Here is a 15,539-nt window from a genome sequence, read left to right as displayed (position 1 = left end):
ACACAACCTTGAACGCCATCGCCGAACTGAACGAACAGACCGACCGCTCGCTGCTCATCGTTGAGGACGACAAACCGTTCCTGGAGCGGCTGTCGCGCGCCATGGAGACACGGGGCTTTGCCGTGACATCATGCGACACTGTCTCCGACGGACTTGCGCAGATCGGCAAGTCGGCCCCGGCCTTCGCGGTGGTGGATTTGCGGCTCGGTGACGGCAATGGCCTCGACGTGGTCTCGGCGTTGAAGAAGAAGCGCCCGGACGCACGCGCGATCGTGCTGACCGGTTATGGCAACATCGCCACCGCCGTCACCGCGGTGAAGATGGGCGCGATCGATTATCTCTCCAAGCCCGCGGATGCCGACGACGTCGTCGCCGCACTGCTCTCGACCAATGCGGAAAAGTCCGAGCTGCCGACCAATCCGATGTCGGCCGACCGCGTCCGCTGGGAGCACATTCAGCGCATTTACGAGATGTGCAACCGCAACGTCTCGGAAACGGCGCGCCGACTGAACATGCACCGGCGCACGCTGCAGCGGATTCTGGCGAAGCGCGCGCCGCGGTGAGTTTCAGCCGTAGTCGTGCCCCGGACGCAGCGCAGCGCGAAGTAATGCGCTGCTGAGCCGGGGCCCATGCCTCGGCTTGAACCACTGTCTGCTGGGTCCCGGCTCTGCGCAGCAATGCACCGGAACCATCCTACTCCCAAAAGTCGACGTGACCCTGAGGATCGACCAGGCGGTTGATCCGAAGCGCCGCTGCCATTCCAAATCGCACCGTCATCTGCTTGCGCGTGGCGGCAGCCAGCTTGTGCTCGGGCGCCTCGCAATGCAGGTGCGCGCCATAGGCGTCGGCGATGATCAGGCCGGTGTCTTCAGGAAAGATCTCGCAGGGCAGATCCTGCGTGAAGGCGAAGAACAGCCGGTCGCAATGGGCGCGGTATTCGTGCCATTTCTGGTCGGCGCGCAGATCCTCCACCGACGACTTGATCTCGACGATCCAGATCTCGCCGCGCTCGTTCAGCGCCACGAGATCGGCGCGCCGGCCCGACGGCAGCGGCAATTCGCTGATGCAGGAGAAGCCGAGCGAGCGCAAAAGCCGCGCCGTGCCGCGCGCGATGGCGAGCGCCGTCTCCGACTGGCGGCGATCGGGCGGCGGCACGAGGGCGATGCGGGCGGTGTTGTCCATGGGGGCAAGATAGCCGATTCCATGAAGCGCGGACACTGTCTCCCCCACCCGTCATTCCGGGGCGCGCACAGCGCGAGCCCGGAATCCATAACCACAGGGAGACGTGTCGGGCAAAGCAGGTAACTCCGACTCTTCGCAAAACTGCTGCCTGTGGTTATGGGTCCCGGGCTCGCGCTGCGCGCGCCCCGACGGCGAGTGCGGAACCGCACTCGCCCTTAACACTTATTACGCAGCCGCCGCACCCGGGCGGAACCACCCAGGCTGCGCGCATGATCGACGATCTCTGGTACAAGAATGGCGTGATCTATTGCCTCTCCGTCGGCTCCTATATGGACGCCAATGGCGACGGTGTCGGCGACTTCAAGGGCCTGCTCCGCCGGCTCGATTATCTGCACGGGCTCGGCATCACCGCGATCTGGCTGATGCCGTTCCAGACCTCGCCCGGCCGCGACGACGGCTACGACATCGCCGATTATTACAGCGTCGACGCCCGTTACGGCACGCTGGGCGACTTCGTCGAGTTCGCCCATGGCTGCAAGCAGCGCGGCATCCGCGTCATCATCGACCTCGTCGTCAATCACACCTCGGACCAGCACCACTGGTTCAAGGAGGCGCGGCGCGACAAGAGCTCGCCCTATCGTGACTGGTACGTGTGGTCCGACAAGAAGCCCGGCAATGCCAACGAGGGCATGGTGTTTCCCGGCGTGCAGAAATCAACCTGGACGCACGACAAGGAGGCTGGCGCCTGGTACTTCCACCGCTTCTACAATTTCCAGCCCGATCTCAACACCTCGAATCCGCACGTGCAGGCTGAGATCCTCAAGATCATGGGCTTCTGGATCCAGCTCGGCGTCTCCGGCTTCCGCATGGACGCCGTGCCCTTCGTGATCGCGACCAAGGGTGCGAAGGTGAAGAAGCCGGTCGAGCAGTATGACATGCTGCGCGCGTTCCGCGAATTCCTGCAATGGCGCCAGGGCGACGCCATCATCCTCGCCGAAGCCAATGTGCTGCCGAAGACCGACATCGAATATTTCGGCCGCGATGCCGACCGCATGCACATGATGTTCAACTTCCATGTCAACCAGCATCTGTTCTACGCGCTGGCCTCAGCCGACTCGCGCCCTCTGGCCAAGGCGCTGAAGGCGACCAAGCCGCGGCCGGCGACGGCGCAATGGGGCCTGTTCCTGCGCAATCACGACGAGCTCGATCTCGGACGACTGACCAAGGCGCAGCGCGAGGTCGTGTTCAAATGCTTCGGCCCCGACAAGGACATGCAGCTGTACGACCGCGGCATCCGCCGCCGCCTCGCGCCGATGCTGGGCGGCGACCGCCGGCGGCTCGAGCTCGCCTACAGCCTGATGTGCACGCTGCCGGGGACGCCGGTGATCCGCTATGGCGACGAGATCGCGATGGGCGACGATCTCTCATTGCCCGAACGCAATTGCTCGCGCACGCCGATGCAATGGTCGACCGAGCCGCATGGCGGCTTCACCAAGAGCGACAAGCCGGCCTGCCCCGTCATCGACAAGGGGCCTTATGGCTTTCCGCACGTCAACGTCGCAAAACAGCGGCGCGATCCCAACTCCATGCTGAACTGGACCGAGCGCATCGTCCGCATGCGCAAGGAGGTGCCGGAAGTCGGCTGGGGCGATTTTGCGGTCATTCCCGTGCGCGATCCCGCCGTGTTCATCATGCGCTATGATTGGCGCAACAATTCGGTGCTGTTCGTGCACAATCTCGATGAGAAACCGCGCGAGATCGCGTTCTCGGCCGGATTGCCCGGCGAGACTGGCGCGCACCTGATCAACCTGCTTGCGGAGGACCACAGCCACGCCGACAAGCGCGGCCAGCACCGCGTCGTGCTGGAGCCATACGGCTACCGCTGGTACCGCGTCGGCGGGCTGGATTATCTGTTGAAGCGGAGCGACATCGACGAAGCTACGGTGCGGGATAAGAAGCATCGGGGGTGATGTGGTCGTTTTGCTGTCCCCACGCTCACAGCTGTCGTCCCGGACAAGCGCGCCTCGAGCGCGCATAGATGCGGACCCATAACCGCAAAATGAAGAGTGGAGCGACCCGGCAACTCCGAATCGTCGCAAAACAGCTCCCTGTGGCTATGGTGATCGTCGCTCCGCCCTCCACAACGCTTGGCGTTGCCAAGAGCTGCGCCCATCCGGGACGACAGCTAGGGTGGAGCGACGATGACCCCCTCGTTGCCGCGCAAATCCAGCACGCCTTCGATCCCATCACCTTCGCGATCCAGAAACGTCGAGAGCAATATCCTGCTGTCGAAACCGATCGCGCTGGTGGTCACCGCGATCGGATCGGGACCGAGATTGAGTGCCACAATCACCGTCCTGCCGCCGGCCTCGCGGCGGTACATCAGGAGATCGCCTTGCGCCGCGACCGGATGATAATCGCCTACGACCAACGGGGGACAGCCCCTCCGCACGGCGATCAGGCGCTTGTAGAGATTGAGGATCGAGCGCGAATCGGCTTCGAGATTGGCGACATTCTCGTGGATATGGTCCTCCGGCAGCGGCAGCCACGGCCTCACCTCCGAAAAGCCGGCGAAGTTCGACGAATCCCATTGCATCGGCGTGCGGCAGCCGTCGCGGCCGACACCGATGCCGGGCACGTTCTTCTCGAAGGGATCGCGCACATCCTCCGGCGCGATCGCGAGCTGGTGCATGCCGATCTCGTCGCCGTAGTAAAGCGTCGGCGTGCCGCGCAGCGTCAGCAGCAGCATGGCCGCGACGCGGGCCTGCTCCGGCCCGACCCGGCTCGCCACGCGCGGGCGATCATGATTGCCGAGCACCCAGTTCGGCCAGGCGCCGCGCGGCAGCGACCTCTCGTAATCCTCTATGATCTTCTCGATCGAGCGCGCGCTCCAGAAGGTCGAGAGCAGCGCGAAATTGAACGGCATCTGCGCGCCGGTCAGATCGTTGCCGTAATAGGCCATCAGGCGGTGCAGCGGCAGATAGATCTCGCCGATCAGGACGCGCGCGCCATAGGAATCGGTGACACGCCGCATCTCGGCGATGACGTCATGCACTTCCGGCTGGTCGGTCGAGTATTGCGTCAGGATTCTTTCGTTCGGCGGCCGACCCTCGACATAATGCGGGTTCGGCGGGTTGTCGCGGAATTCGGCGTCCTTGATCAGGTGCCAGATCACGTCGACGCGAAAACCATCGACGCACCTGTCCAGCCAGAATCGCATCACGTCATAGATCGCGGTGCGAACCTCCGGATTGCGCCAGTTGAGATCCGGCTGCTGGGCGAGGAAGGCGTGATAGTAATATTGGCCCGTCGTCTCGTCGAATTGCCACGCGCTGCCGCCGAACTCGGACAGCCAGTTGTTCGGCACGCCGCCGCCGGGTGCCGGATCGCGCCAGATGTACCAGTCGCGCTTGGGATTGTCGCGCGAGGCGCGGCTCTCGATGAACCAGGGATGCTGGTCGGAGGTGTGGTTCGGCACGAGGTCGAGGATCAGCTTGAGGCCATTGTCGTGGGCGGCCGCGAGCAGCGCATCGAAATCCGCCATCGTGCCGAACAGCGGCTCGATGCCGACATAATCGGAGATGTCGTAGCCGAAATCGGCCATCGGCGAGGGAAAGATCGGCGACAGCCAGATCGCGTCGACACCGAGCGATTTGACGTAAGGCAGCCGCCGCAGGATGCCGGCGAGATCGCCGACACCGTCACCGTTGGAGTCCTGAAACGAGCGCGGATAGATCTGATAGAAGATGCCGTCTCGCCACCAATTCTCGTTGCCGTGAGCCATGCCGGAAGACCACCCGAATCTACGCCTTGCGCGGGAGAACGCGACAGCAACGCCCCGGTTCAAATTGGCAGGCCAATTGGAACGGCCGTGTGACGGGTGTTCCCGGGAGGCGGCCCGAATCTTTTGCTTGGCGGCTCGGCAAAAATCGGCATTGTGAGGTCATGACCGAGCAAAACGACACCAAAGCCAAGGCGGGCGCGATCATCGTTCCCGTGACGCTGTTCGAGCAGAACTGCACCATCATCTGGGATGAGCCTTCCAAGAAGGCCGTGGTGATCGATCCCGGCGGCGACGTGCCGAAGATCCTGGATGCGATCAAGCAGACGGGCGTCACCGTGGAGAAAATCTGGCTGACCCATGGCCATATCGATCATGTCGGCGGCGCGGCCGAGCTGCGCGATGCACTGAGGGTGCCGATCGAGGGTCCGCATGTCGCGGACAAGTTCCTGCTCGACAATGTCGTCGCAAGCGGCGCGCGCTTCGGCATGACCGGAGGTCGCGACTTCACGCCTGACCGCTGGCTCGACGAAGGCGACAGCGTGTCGATTGGAAGCCTGCAATTCGACATCCTGCACTGCCCCGGCCATTCGCCCGGCAGCGTGGTGTTCTTCAACAAAGACTTGCGTTTCGCCCATGTCGGCGACGTCTTGTTCGCGGGCTCGGTCGGGCGCACCGACCTGCCCGGCGGCAGTCACGCCACGCTGATCAATTCAATCAAGACGAAGTTGCTGCCGCTCGGCGACGATGTCGGCTTCATCTGCGGCCATGGCGCCGGCTCGAGCATCGGCCAGGAGCGGATGACCAATCCGTTCATCACCGGCGAGATGTAGGACTACTCCGCCGCCTCGGCGAGCACGGGCTCGCCGAGATGGCGCTCGCCCCATTCGCGAATGGCGGCGACGACGGGCACGAAACTCTTGCCCTTGCGCGTGAGGCGATATTCCACCTTCGGCGGCACCTCGCCGAAATCCTTGCGGTCGATCAGGCCGCTCTCGGTCAGCGCCTTCAATTCGCGGCTGAGTACGCGCGGCGTGATCGCGGCGCTGCCCTCGGTGCCGCGCAGCAGACCGCTTCTGATCTCGCCATAGCGGCGCGGGCCATCCTTGAGATCCCAGACGATGCGCAGCTTGTACTTGCCGCTGATCATCTTCTGAAACGCCGCAACCGGACAGGCGCGCAGCGGGATCGCTCTTGCCTTCGCCATGTCGTCTCCTCCATGCGCAGCCAGTTTTCTTACGCGAACCGGCATCCACTTCGCTCGAAAACGCCACGCGGCAAGAATAGGAGCAGCGGCGAAAAAGTCCATACTATCAATTTTGTCCATACTTGCAGGACCGCGCGCAAGGCGCAGATGATGACGCACAAGACGAACCAAGGAGCGTCACATGAAGCACTTCATGATCAGATACCAGTTCAAGAACGGCACGACGGAAGAATGGCACCGGGAGATCGCCCGCTTCATCAAGGCGATCGACGGCGATCCGGAGCTGAAAGGACGGATCTTCTATCGCGTCCTGAAGGCGCGCGACGAGGGCAGCTATTTCCACCTCGCCAGCGCCAGCGATGAGGGCGCGCAAAAAGCTCTGCAATCGCGCGACTTCTTCAGGGCTTATCAGGAGATGACGCGGAAGATTGCGGGCGGCGAGGTGACGGTGACGCCGATCGAGGTGATCGATCAGACGATAGCTTCGGCGGGCTGAGTCGACGGCGCCGCCACGAGCTCCGCCGTCGTCCCGGACCAGCGGGACCATAACCACAGGGAGAAGTTTGGCGCGGCCTGATAACTCTGGGTCCCCGCAACCACATCCGCGTGTGGTTATGGGTACCGGATCGGCACGCGCTTGGGGCGCGCTTGTCCGAGACGACGGCGGCGAGCTATTTCATTAGCCCCGCGGCGGTCAGCGCGCGCGTGATGATCTGGCCGAGATCGAAGCCGTGAGACTTTTCTCGCTTCGGCTCGGTCGGCTCTGCGACCGCAGAGCGGATCGAGCGGGCGAGATGTGGTGCGGGCGTCAGAGCCGGCTTTGCCTCCACCTTCTTCTTCGCCTCCGCGATCCAGCCGGTCAGGCCGAAGAACTTTGCGATGTGATAGGACGAGGAGATGCCGGCCTCGATCAGGAACGCGCCTTCCATGCCGTAGCGCTGGTCGTTGTCGGCTAGCCCAAGCGGCGTGCCATGCGCCATGTCGGTGATGGCGTAGGACTCGACCAGCGTCTCGCCGTCGTTATTCCACCAGGTCTGACGCGGATAGCCGTCGACATTGGTCTCCGCCATCGGCACTTCGGGCAGTTCGTGCAAGTCGAGCCACTGCTTGACGATCTCGTTGGCATTGCCGGGATTGACAGTGCGGTCGGCACTGCCATGCCACACCGAGATCTTCGGCCAGGGCCCGCGATGATCAGAGGCGCTGCGTACGAGATCGCCGAGCTCGCGCGCAGGACGCGCCGGGGAATGAAACATGCCGTCCAGCGCCTCGCGCAGATTCGAGGCGATGCCATAGGGCAATCCGGCGATAACAGCGCCGGCCGCGAAGACCTCCGGATAGGTCGCGAGCATCACCGACGTCATGCCGCCGCCGGCGGAAAGGCCGGTGATGAAGATGCGCCTGGAATCAATGCGGTGCGCGTCCGCCATATGTGCGATCATCTCGCGGATCGAATGCGCTTCGCCGCTGCCGCGCATCGTGTCCTCCGGATTGAACCAGTTGAAGCAGGTGTTGGCATTGTTGATGCGCTGCTGCTCGGGCATCAACAGCGCGAAGCCGTAATGCTGCGCCAGCGTCGACCATCCCGCGCCGAGATCGTAAGCGGCCGCGGTCTGGCCGCAGCCATGCAGCACGACGACGAGCGCGCGCGGCTTCTGCAGCTGCGCCGGCACGAAGGCGAACATGCGCAAGGCCCCCGGATTGTCACCGAAGCCCGTGACCTCTCGCAGCGGGCTGGATGAATCCGCGCTGCGGCCGAGCTCGGCAAAGCGCAGACCGTCCAGCTTGGGCAGACGTCTCAACAGATCGACATTTCGGGCTAACGACACGGCAGCTTCCTGGTGGGCGACATTCCAACGTCCAGCCCAACCAGATAGTTGCTGCGTTGCAAAATAAAAAGACCGTGCGCTGTCAATCCCAGCGAAAATCGCGGGAAATCCGCTGGAATCCGCATGCATTAACCGTCGCGCCTCAACTTCGTGCCTATACACGGCGCATCCGCGCCAGAAATGCGGCACAGATCATGATGAATGTCACAAACAGCACGAGCGACACGAGGAATCCTGCGCGCGCTGATTGCAATGATTCGATCGCGAAGAACACCGCGCCGATTGCGGCCACTCCGGCCGCATTTCCGATCTGCGCCATCGTACCGTATATGCCGGATGCGGAGCCTGCGGCGGCGGGCTTCACCGTCGAGAGCACCGCGCCGGAGAGCGGTGCCATCACCAATCCCTGACCGTAGCCGAAGATGATCATGGTCAGCGCGAGCTGGAGCGGCGACGGAGCATCGACACGGCCCGCAACAAGCGCAAGCGCCGCAAGACCTGCGATCTGCAACATGCAGCCTTCAGTCAACACCTTGGTGCCGCGATGCCGTGCCCGCACGCCGCTGTGGCGCGAGGCCACGACGAAGGCGAGCGCCAGCGGAATGAAGGCCATGCCGGCCGCGAGCGGTGGGATATTCAGGCCGCGCTGCATGAACAGCGTCATCACCAGATAGAACGAGAGATTGGCAAGGAAGAAAAAGAAGACGGCGCCGAGGCCGCGCAGGAAGGCGGCGTCCGCCAGCAGCGTGAGATCGACCAACGGCATGCCGCCGGCGGCTGCGACCGCTTGCTCCAGCTTCAGGAACGCGGTGAGGATCACCCCGCCGACTGCCATCACCGCCCACAGCCACGGCGCCCAGCCGAGATCGTGACCGAACAGCAGCGGGCCGATCAGGCACAATAACCCCGCGAACAGCACCACGCTGCCCCTGATGTCGAGCCTTGTACCCGCCCGTCGCGGCACCGACGGCATGATGCGCCAGGCCGCAGTCGCGATGACAAGGCCAAACGGCACATTGACGAAGAACACCGAGCGCCAACCGGTGCCCGCGAGATCGATTGTGACGAGAAAACCGCCGAGCAGGAAGCCCGCGGCGCCCGCAAGCCCGAGCACGATGCCGTAAATGGCGAAGGCGCGGTTGCGCTCGTCGTCGGTGAACAAAAGATGCAGCGTCGCCAGCACCTGCGGCACCATCAACGCCGCGGTCGCGCCCTGCGCCAGCCGCGCGATGATCAGCTCGACGCCGGATTGTGCGAGTCCGCACCACAGCGAGGTCGCCGTGAAGCCGAGCACGCCGGCCAGGAAGACATCCTTTGTGCCGTGGATGTCGCCGAGCCGGCCGCCGGTCACGACCAGCGTGGCATAGGCGATGAGGTAGATCGCGATGATGGATTCGATCTCGGCCGGCGAGGCTTTCAGCTCGACGGCGATGGTGGGAATCGCGACATTGACCACGAAGGCGTCGACGCCGAACATGAACTGGGCGGCCACGACGATGGCCAGCACCCACCAGCGGCGGGTCGAATCGAGCGGCTTTGTGACGATCTGATGCATTGGGGCACGACTTTGGACTATGGTTGCCCCGATGATTTCAGATCGCGAGTGGCACCGCGATTACCTCACAGGTAGGCTTCGCGCGTTTCTCTTCGCCTCTCCCCGCAAGCGGGGACAGGAGGAAGATTCAACGCATGTCTGCATTCCGTCATGCGGGACATCGTGCGATTGCGTTCGCTTCCGCGAGCACGTAGCCTCGCCGCTTCAACAAGCAGAAAATCCAGCCGGAGAGAACGCCATGGCGCGCCTGAAATTCGGAGCCTTCCTTGCCCCGCATCACCCGATCGGCGAGCATCCGATGCTGCAGTTCCGGCGCGATCTCGACCTGGTCGAGCAGCTGGATGCGCTCGGCTATGACGAGTTCTGGTGCGGCGAGCATCATTCCTCCGGCTGGGAGATGATCGCATCGCCCGAGATGTTCCTGGCCGCCGCCGGCGAGCGCACGAAGAGGATCAAGCTCGGCACCGGCGTGGTGTCGCTGCCCTATCACCATCCCTTCAACGTCGCTCAGCGCATGGTGCAGCTCGACCACATGACCGGCGGCCGCGCCATCTTCGGCTCCGGTCCGGGCGCGCTGGCCTCCGATGCGCACACGCTCGGCATCGATCCGATGACCCAGCGCGACCGTCAGGACGAGGCGATCGGCATCATCCGCCGCCTCTTCAACGGCGAGCGCGTCACCGCCAAGAGCGACTGGTTCACGATGAACGATGCCGCGCTGCAGATCCTGCCCTTGCAGGAGGAGATGCCGTTCGTGGTGGCCTCGCAGATCTCGCCCTCCGGCATGACGCTGGCCGGCAAATACGGCATCGGCATCATCTCGCTGGGTTCGATGACGACGCAGGGTCTGATGTCGCTGCAGCAGCAGTGGCAGTTCGCCGAAGATGCCGCCAAGAAGCATGGCACAAAGGTCGACCGCGCCGACTGGCGCGTGCTGCTGACCTGGCATATCGCCGAAACGCGCGAGCAGGCGCGCCGCGAGGCCGGCGCCGGCCTGATGCGCTGGCACAACGAATATAATGTCGGCACGCTGCAGCGGCCGGGGCTCACCGCGTTCTCTTCGCCCGATGAAGCCGTGGACAAGACCGCGTTCGTCGAGGGCGCCGCGTCCACGATCGGCACGCCCGACGATCTCGTCAAAACCATCAAGAACGTGATGCAGGTCTCCGGCGGCGTCGGCGCCATCATCGGCTTCGTGCACGACTGGGCCAATCCGGAAGCCACGCGCCGCAGCTGGGACATGGTGGCGCGCTACGTCGTGCCAGAGATCAACGGCTATATCGACGGTCTTCGCAAGTCGCAGAAATTCGTGATCGAGAACCGCGCGATCTTCGAGCGTGCGGGTCAGGCGGTGATGGCCAAGATCCTGGAGAACGAGAAGGCCGCCGAGGCGCTGAAGGTGACCGGCCCCGGCCGCGTCGCCATTCCCGCCGTCAACGCCCCGGACCTGCAGAAGGAAGCGGCAAAGCGGTAGGCAGCATGGCCGCCGGTTCGACAGAACGTCTTGGCGGCGTCGGAGCGAGCGCCTCGTCCATCGAGACGACCGCTTCCAGCAGTCTCCTCTATGCAGGCGAAATGCTTCGCACGGCATTTCCTGGAGAATATCGAGGTGTCGCTCGCACCCGGCTACAAGCCGGACTGGCAGATGTGGCCGATCCCGAAGCCGCGGGATGGGTTGCGGGTGACGGTGAGGGCGGCGTGAGCTTGCGTGTCCCGGACGCGCAAAGCGCGAGCCGGGACCCAGAATCTTGCGACACGTTCGGCCTGGAGAGATGGCCCCCGGCTCTGCAGCGCATCGCTGAACTGGACGATGCTTCGCATCGCCAGGACAGCGCTGCGCCGCGTCCTGGGCACGAGAGCGCCCCCTACGCCTCCTGATCGAACGCCTTGCGCAGCGCCACATAGCCCTGCTGCTGCTGGCTCCAGTTGCGGCCGCCGGTCATGGCGCCGTCGACGACGAGGTCGTGGCCGTTGACGAAACTGGATTCGTCGCTGGCCAGGAACACCGCGGCATGGGCGATGTCATCGGGAAGGCCGGCGCGCGGGATCGGCTGCGCGGTCTTGTAGACCTCGCGCATCACTGCCGGCGTCTTCTCCGCGGCGTCGGTCGAGAGCCCCAGCGCCTTGCCGAAGATGCCGGTTGCGATCGCGCCGGGCGAGATCGAGTTGACGCGGACATTCGATTCACCGAGCTCCATCGCCACGCATTTGGTGAGATGGATCACCGCCGCCTTGGCCGCACTATAGACCATCGAGGACGAGAAGCCGGCGAGGCGGCCGGCGATGCTGCCATTGTTGATGATGCTGCCTGCCCCCTGCTTCCTCATGTAGGGAGCGGCGTGCTTCATGCCGAGCATGACGCTGCGGACCAGGGTCGCCATGGCCGCATCGAACCGCTCGACCTCAAGGCCCTCGATGCCGCCGGTCTGTGCCGGGCCGCCGGCATTGTTGAACAGGCAATCAATCCTGCCGAATTTCTCGACCGCGAGCGCGATCAGCGCCTGCATCTGCGCTTCGACCGTGACGTCGGTCTGGCGGAAGATGCAATTGGCCCCGAGCTGCCCCGCCAGCGCTTCGCCTTCCGGTACGCGCCGACCCGCGATCACAATTTTGGCACCTTCGGCAACGAAGACTTCCGCAGTGCGCAATCCGATCCCGCTCGTCGCCCCCGTAATCACCGCAACCTTGCCGTCCAGCCTGCCCATGGAATGTTCCTTTTTTCGAGCGATTTGATGCCAAATGGCGAATGTCGGCCGCCGCCCTCACCGCAGCGGCCACTATCCCTGCCCGCTTCCGCCAAGGCAAGCTATGCTCCTGCGGGCGGCATGCGTAACATCCTCACCGGCCGCTCGCTTTTCGAATGCCTATCACAACCGGGCTGCGTATGAGGAAGCTGATCGACGAGTTCCGCAAGGCCTGGCAGGGCGCCGCGCCGCCCTCGCTCGGCCTGAGCATCTCGTTTGCGGTGATCTGCCTGCTGGGCGCGACCCTCATCCGCTGGGGTCTCGCTCAGATTCGCCCCGACATCTACTTCACGCCGTACTTCCCCGCCGTGTTCTTTGCCGCTGCCCTGGGCGGATTTCGGATCGGCATCGTGACGGCGTTGGTCGGCGGCGTGCTCGGCGTCGTCCTGAATTTCGGCGACGCTATTGCCGATCGCGCGCGATTTGCGCTGCTCGCGCTTTACTGGGTCGTCTGCGCGATCACCATCTGGGGTGTCGAGCACTATCGCATCATGCTGGCGGACCAGCGCCGGATCTCCAAGCGCCTGATCGAGGAAGAAGATTATCGCAAGCTGCTGGTCGACGAGCTCCAGCACCGGCTGAAGAACAAGCTGTCGACAGTGCATGCCGTGCTGCACCAGGTGCTGCACGACCAGCCGCAGGTGTGGACCCGGATTGATCCCCGGCTGCGCTCGCTGGCCGCGACCGACGATCTGATCTCGCGGATCGACAAGGGGGGCTGCGATATCCGCGACCTCCTGATCTCCGAGCTCGGGCCCTATGGCCATGTCCGATTCACTCTCAATGGTGAGCGGCTGTTCCTGCCGCCGAAGCTCGCGGTCACGCTGTCATTGATGTTTCACGAGCTCGCGACCAATGCAGGCAAGTACGGCGCATTCTCCGCACCGCGCGGTCTGCTGCAGGTGTCTTGGACCATCAACGACGACCGCCTCACCATCACCTGGGACGAAACCGAGGGGCCGAGCGTGGACAAGGTGTCCGAGCCCGGCTTCGGCACCAAGCTGCTGAAATCGGCACTGTCGGCCTTCGATGGCAGGACCGAGATCTCGTATCTCAAGTCGGGGCTGCATTGCATCATGCAATGCCGCATCCCCAAGAGCGGCTAGCGGAGAGCAAGACTCGGTCGGATCACCTCTCGCCGGCGGGGAGAGGTGACCCTCCGGCGCGCGCATCGATTCAAACAAGACTGATCGCGCATCCAAGCGAAAGCGAGCCCGCGCACTGCGCGCGCGGTTTCGCATGCGTCGTTGACCCTCTGTTAATGACGATCGTCGGCGCGCGTCGCATCGTCGCAAGTTTTCTCCAAAACACCCCCGTATTTCTCCCGACCCCTTAACCAAACTTAAGAGGGAACCGCGCAAGATCGCGGCCATTGCAAAGGCGCGCTGAAACAACAAGATTCATGACTTCTATGAACGACAATGGATATTCCGGCGCGACTGAAGCCGAGCTCGGTTTTCTCAAGGAAATCGTTAGAATGCTGCCGGCCGGCCTCACCGTGCAGGACGCGCATGGCGAGCTTCTGCTGGTCAACGACGCAGCTGCTGCCCAGCTCGGCATGGACGGCAGCCGTCCCTCACCCGATCTGGCGCCGCGCCGCGAAGCCTGCCGCAAGGCGCTCAGCGCCGGCCAGCCGGTCGTCACCGAGGAAGCGCTTCACGGCGGCGCGGCGCGCCAGGTGCTGCTCACGACCCATCGTCCCGTTCGGCTCGCCGGACGCGAGCTCCTGATCTCGGCGTCCTCCGACATCACCGAGCAGAAGAATTTCGAGGACCAGCTGTTCCGCTCCGCCTATTTCGACGAGCTGACCGGCCTGCCCTCGCGGCGCGTGATCGAGCATCGCGCCAACAGCCTGCTCGCGCGCGATCGCGGCGACGAGCGCTTTGCACTGGCCTTTCTCGACGTCGACAATTTCAAGCACATCAACGACTATTACGGTCACGCCGTGGGCGACGCGCTGCTGGTCGAGCTGTCGAAGCGGCTCGGGCGCGACCTGCGCGATTCCGACATGCTGTCGCGCATCTCCGGCGACGAATTCCTGCTGCTGCTCTCGCCGATCCAGAGCCAGGAGGAAGTCGCCGAATTCATGCAATCGACGCTGAAGCGGCTGACCGCGCCGTTCTTCATCGATCATTCGGAAGTCTTCGCCTCGACCTCGGTCGGCATCAGCCTCTATCCCGAGCATGGACGCAGCTTCGAGACGCTGCGGCAGAACGCCGACATCGCGATGTACCGCATCAAGAACAACGGCAAGGGACTGGCCGCCTTCTTCGACGCCAGCATGGAACGCGAGGCGCAGGCGCGGATGAAGGTCGAGCAGTCGCTGCGGCTCGCCATCCTGGAAAAGCGCTTCTGCTGCGCCTTCCAGTCCAAGGTCGACATCCGCACACAGGCCGTGAAGGGCATCGAGGCACTGGTACGCCTGCGCGACGACGAAGGCGTGATCCAGGCGCCGGGCTCGTTCATCAGCCTCGCCGGCGAGCTCGGCCTCATCGACGAGCTGACCCATCTCGTGCTCGCCGAGATCGTCAAATCGATCGACCTGATCAACGACACGTTCGGCGCGGAAGCGACCATCAGCATCAACGTCGCCGCCGAGCAGGCCGGCAATCCCGAGTTCATGCGCAGCTTTGCGCAGGCGCTGGACGACACCGGCTTTCCCCATCGCTTCATGATCGAGGTGACGGAAAACGCCTTCGTCGCCAAGAATCATTTTCAGGCCGAGATCCTGCCGATGTTCCGCAAACTCGGTGTCGGCATCTCCATCGACGATTTCGGCACCGGCTATTCCTCGCTTTCGGCGCTGGCCGACATCACGGCCGACGAGATCAAGATCGACCGCTCCTTCATCACCGACATCCATAAACGCCCGCGCAGCCAGGGCATTCTGCGCGCGATCGAATCCTTGAGCGAAGCGCTCGGCATGACGGTGATCGCCGAAGGCCTCGAATCCTACGAGGAGCTGGCTTATCTGCAGGCCGCGACCAACATCCGCTTCGCGCAGGGCTATTACTTCTCGCGGCCGATCTTTCTGGAGGAGCTGAAGCTGGCAACGCCCGTCTCCAGCGAGGCGCGGATCAGCGTGGCGAGCCGGCCGATGCAACAGAATCGCCAGGGCTATTCGCGGGCGAGCGGGTATCGGCGGTAGGGGAGTGGCGGCGGCGGCCCGAATTCTCCAATCAAATCCCCTTTGAAATTGCTGGTCTTTTGCTAATAAACAGCCAGGCTTCCCGCGAGGTAC

At 63.8% G+C, this 15,539-nt stretch carries 13 protein-coding genes and 1 pseudogene; 8 read left to right on the top strand and 6 right to left on the bottom strand.

The genetic code is table 11. From position 1 onward, the window contains the following. Nucleotides 1–8: 8 nt before the first annotated feature. A complete protein-coding gene (locus P6U28_RS33225) occupies nucleotides 9–563 on the top strand; it encodes an ActR/PrrA/RegA family redox response regulator transcription factor (RefSeq protein ID WP_162500526.1) in 555 nt (184 codons plus the stop codon). A 130-nt stretch (nucleotides 564–693) separates the two neighbouring features. Here the strand turns inward: P6U28_RS33225 and P6U28_RS33220 are convergent, their stop codons facing one another. Beyond that, complete coding sequence (locus P6U28_RS33220) at nucleotides 694–1,182, bottom strand: MmcB family DNA repair protein (protein WP_122406247.1); 489 nt, start codon at nucleotides 1,180–1,182, stop codon at nucleotides 694–696. A 269-nt stretch (nucleotides 1,183–1,451) separates the two neighbouring features. Here P6U28_RS33220 and P6U28_RS33215 point away from each other — a divergent pair, with 269 nt between their 5' ends. Then, the gene (locus P6U28_RS33215; protein ID WP_407120531.1) at nucleotides 1,452–3,152 is read left to right on the top strand and encodes an alpha-amylase family protein; all 1,701 of its coding nucleotides are present in this window, start codon (nucleotides 1,452–1,454) and stop codon (nucleotides 3,150–3,152) included. Between the two features lie 215 nt (nucleotides 3,153–3,367). Here the strand turns inward: P6U28_RS33215 and P6U28_RS33210 are convergent, their stop codons facing one another. Next, nucleotides 3,368–4,966, bottom strand: a complete 1,599-nt coding sequence (locus tag P6U28_RS33210; RefSeq protein ID WP_122406249.1) for an alpha-amylase family glycosyl hydrolase — start codon at nucleotides 4,964–4,966, stop codon at nucleotides 3,368–3,370. 161 nt (nucleotides 4,967–5,127) lie between these two features. Here P6U28_RS33210 and P6U28_RS33205 point away from each other — a divergent pair, with 161 nt between their 5' ends. Next, the gene (locus P6U28_RS33205) at nucleotides 5,128–5,796 is read left to right on the top strand and encodes an MBL fold metallo-hydrolase (RefSeq protein ID WP_407120530.1); all 669 of its coding nucleotides are present in this window, start codon (nucleotides 5,128–5,130) and stop codon (nucleotides 5,794–5,796) included. A gap of 2 nt (nucleotides 5,797–5,798) precedes the next feature. Here the strand turns inward: P6U28_RS33205 and P6U28_RS33200 are convergent, their stop codons facing one another. After that, nucleotides 5,799–6,170: a helix-turn-helix domain-containing protein gene (locus P6U28_RS33200; protein ID WP_122406251.1), complete on the bottom strand. Its 372-nt coding sequence runs from the start codon at nucleotides 6,168–6,170 to the stop codon at nucleotides 5,799–5,801. A gap of 181 nt (nucleotides 6,171–6,351) precedes the next feature. On the opposite strand from P6U28_RS33200, the gene P6U28_RS33195 reads away from it, so the two are divergent. Further along, nucleotides 6,352–6,666, top strand: coding sequence for a hypothetical protein (locus tag P6U28_RS33195; protein ID WP_122406252.1), 315 nt, complete (start codon nucleotides 6,352–6,354; stop codon nucleotides 6,664–6,666). Nucleotides 6,667–6,841: 175 nt separating this feature from the next. Here the strand turns inward: P6U28_RS33195 and P6U28_RS33190 are convergent, their stop codons facing one another. Further along, the gene (locus P6U28_RS33190; RefSeq protein ID WP_407120529.1) at nucleotides 6,842–7,999 is read right to left on the bottom strand and encodes a PHB depolymerase family esterase; all 1,158 of its coding nucleotides are present in this window, start codon (nucleotides 7,997–7,999) and stop codon (nucleotides 6,842–6,844) included. A 154-nt stretch (nucleotides 8,000–8,153) separates the two neighbouring features. Next, on the bottom strand, nucleotides 8,154–9,554 hold the full coding sequence (locus P6U28_RS33185) for an MFS transporter (protein ID WP_407120528.1): 1,401 nt from the start codon (nucleotides 9,552–9,554) through the stop codon (nucleotides 8,154–8,156). A gap of 238 nt (nucleotides 9,555–9,792) precedes the next feature. Between P6U28_RS33185 and P6U28_RS33180 the strand changes: the two genes are divergently transcribed. Both P6U28_RS33180 and P6U28_RS33175 read left to right on the top strand, forming a co-directional pair. Then, nucleotides 9,793–11,028 carry an LLM class flavin-dependent oxidoreductase gene (locus P6U28_RS33180; RefSeq protein ID WP_122406255.1) on the top strand — a complete coding sequence of 412 codons (1,236 nt, stop codon included), beginning with the start codon at nucleotides 9,793–9,795 and terminating at the stop codon, nucleotides 11,026–11,028. 90 nt (nucleotides 11,029–11,118) lie between these two features. Next, nucleotides 11,119–11,256, top strand: a pseudogene (locus P6U28_RS33175) (hypothetical protein); the annotation flags it as partial. Between the two features lie 163 nt (nucleotides 11,257–11,419). On the opposite strand, the gene P6U28_RS33170 reads toward P6U28_RS33175, so the two are convergent. Then, a complete protein-coding gene (locus P6U28_RS33170; RefSeq protein WP_122406257.1) occupies nucleotides 11,420–12,259 on the bottom strand; it encodes an SDR family NAD(P)-dependent oxidoreductase in 840 nt (279 codons plus the stop codon). A 179-nt stretch (nucleotides 12,260–12,438) separates the two neighbouring features. Here P6U28_RS33170 and P6U28_RS33165 point away from each other — a divergent pair, with 179 nt between their 5' ends. Together P6U28_RS33165 and P6U28_RS33160 are read left to right on the top strand one after the other, a co-directional pair. Then, nucleotides 12,439–13,404: a sensor histidine kinase gene (locus P6U28_RS33165; RefSeq protein WP_122406258.1), complete on the top strand. Its 966-nt coding sequence runs from the start codon at nucleotides 12,439–12,441 to the stop codon at nucleotides 13,402–13,404. A gap of 305 nt (nucleotides 13,405–13,709) precedes the next feature. Further along, nucleotides 13,710–15,446: a putative bifunctional diguanylate cyclase/phosphodiesterase gene (locus P6U28_RS33160; protein ID WP_407120527.1), complete on the top strand. Its 1,737-nt coding sequence runs from the start codon at nucleotides 13,710–13,712 to the stop codon at nucleotides 15,444–15,446. Nucleotides 15,447–15,539 lie beyond the last annotated feature (93 nt).

The organism is Bradyrhizobium sp. STM 3561 (assembly GCF_045571455.1).
In the GTDB taxonomy this organism is placed as follows: Bacteria; Pseudomonadota; Alphaproteobacteria; order Rhizobiales; family Xanthobacteraceae; genus Bradyrhizobium; species Bradyrhizobium vignae.
Note: the sequence above shows the minus strand (reverse complement) of the source record. Positions and strands in the feature narration are given on the sequence as shown.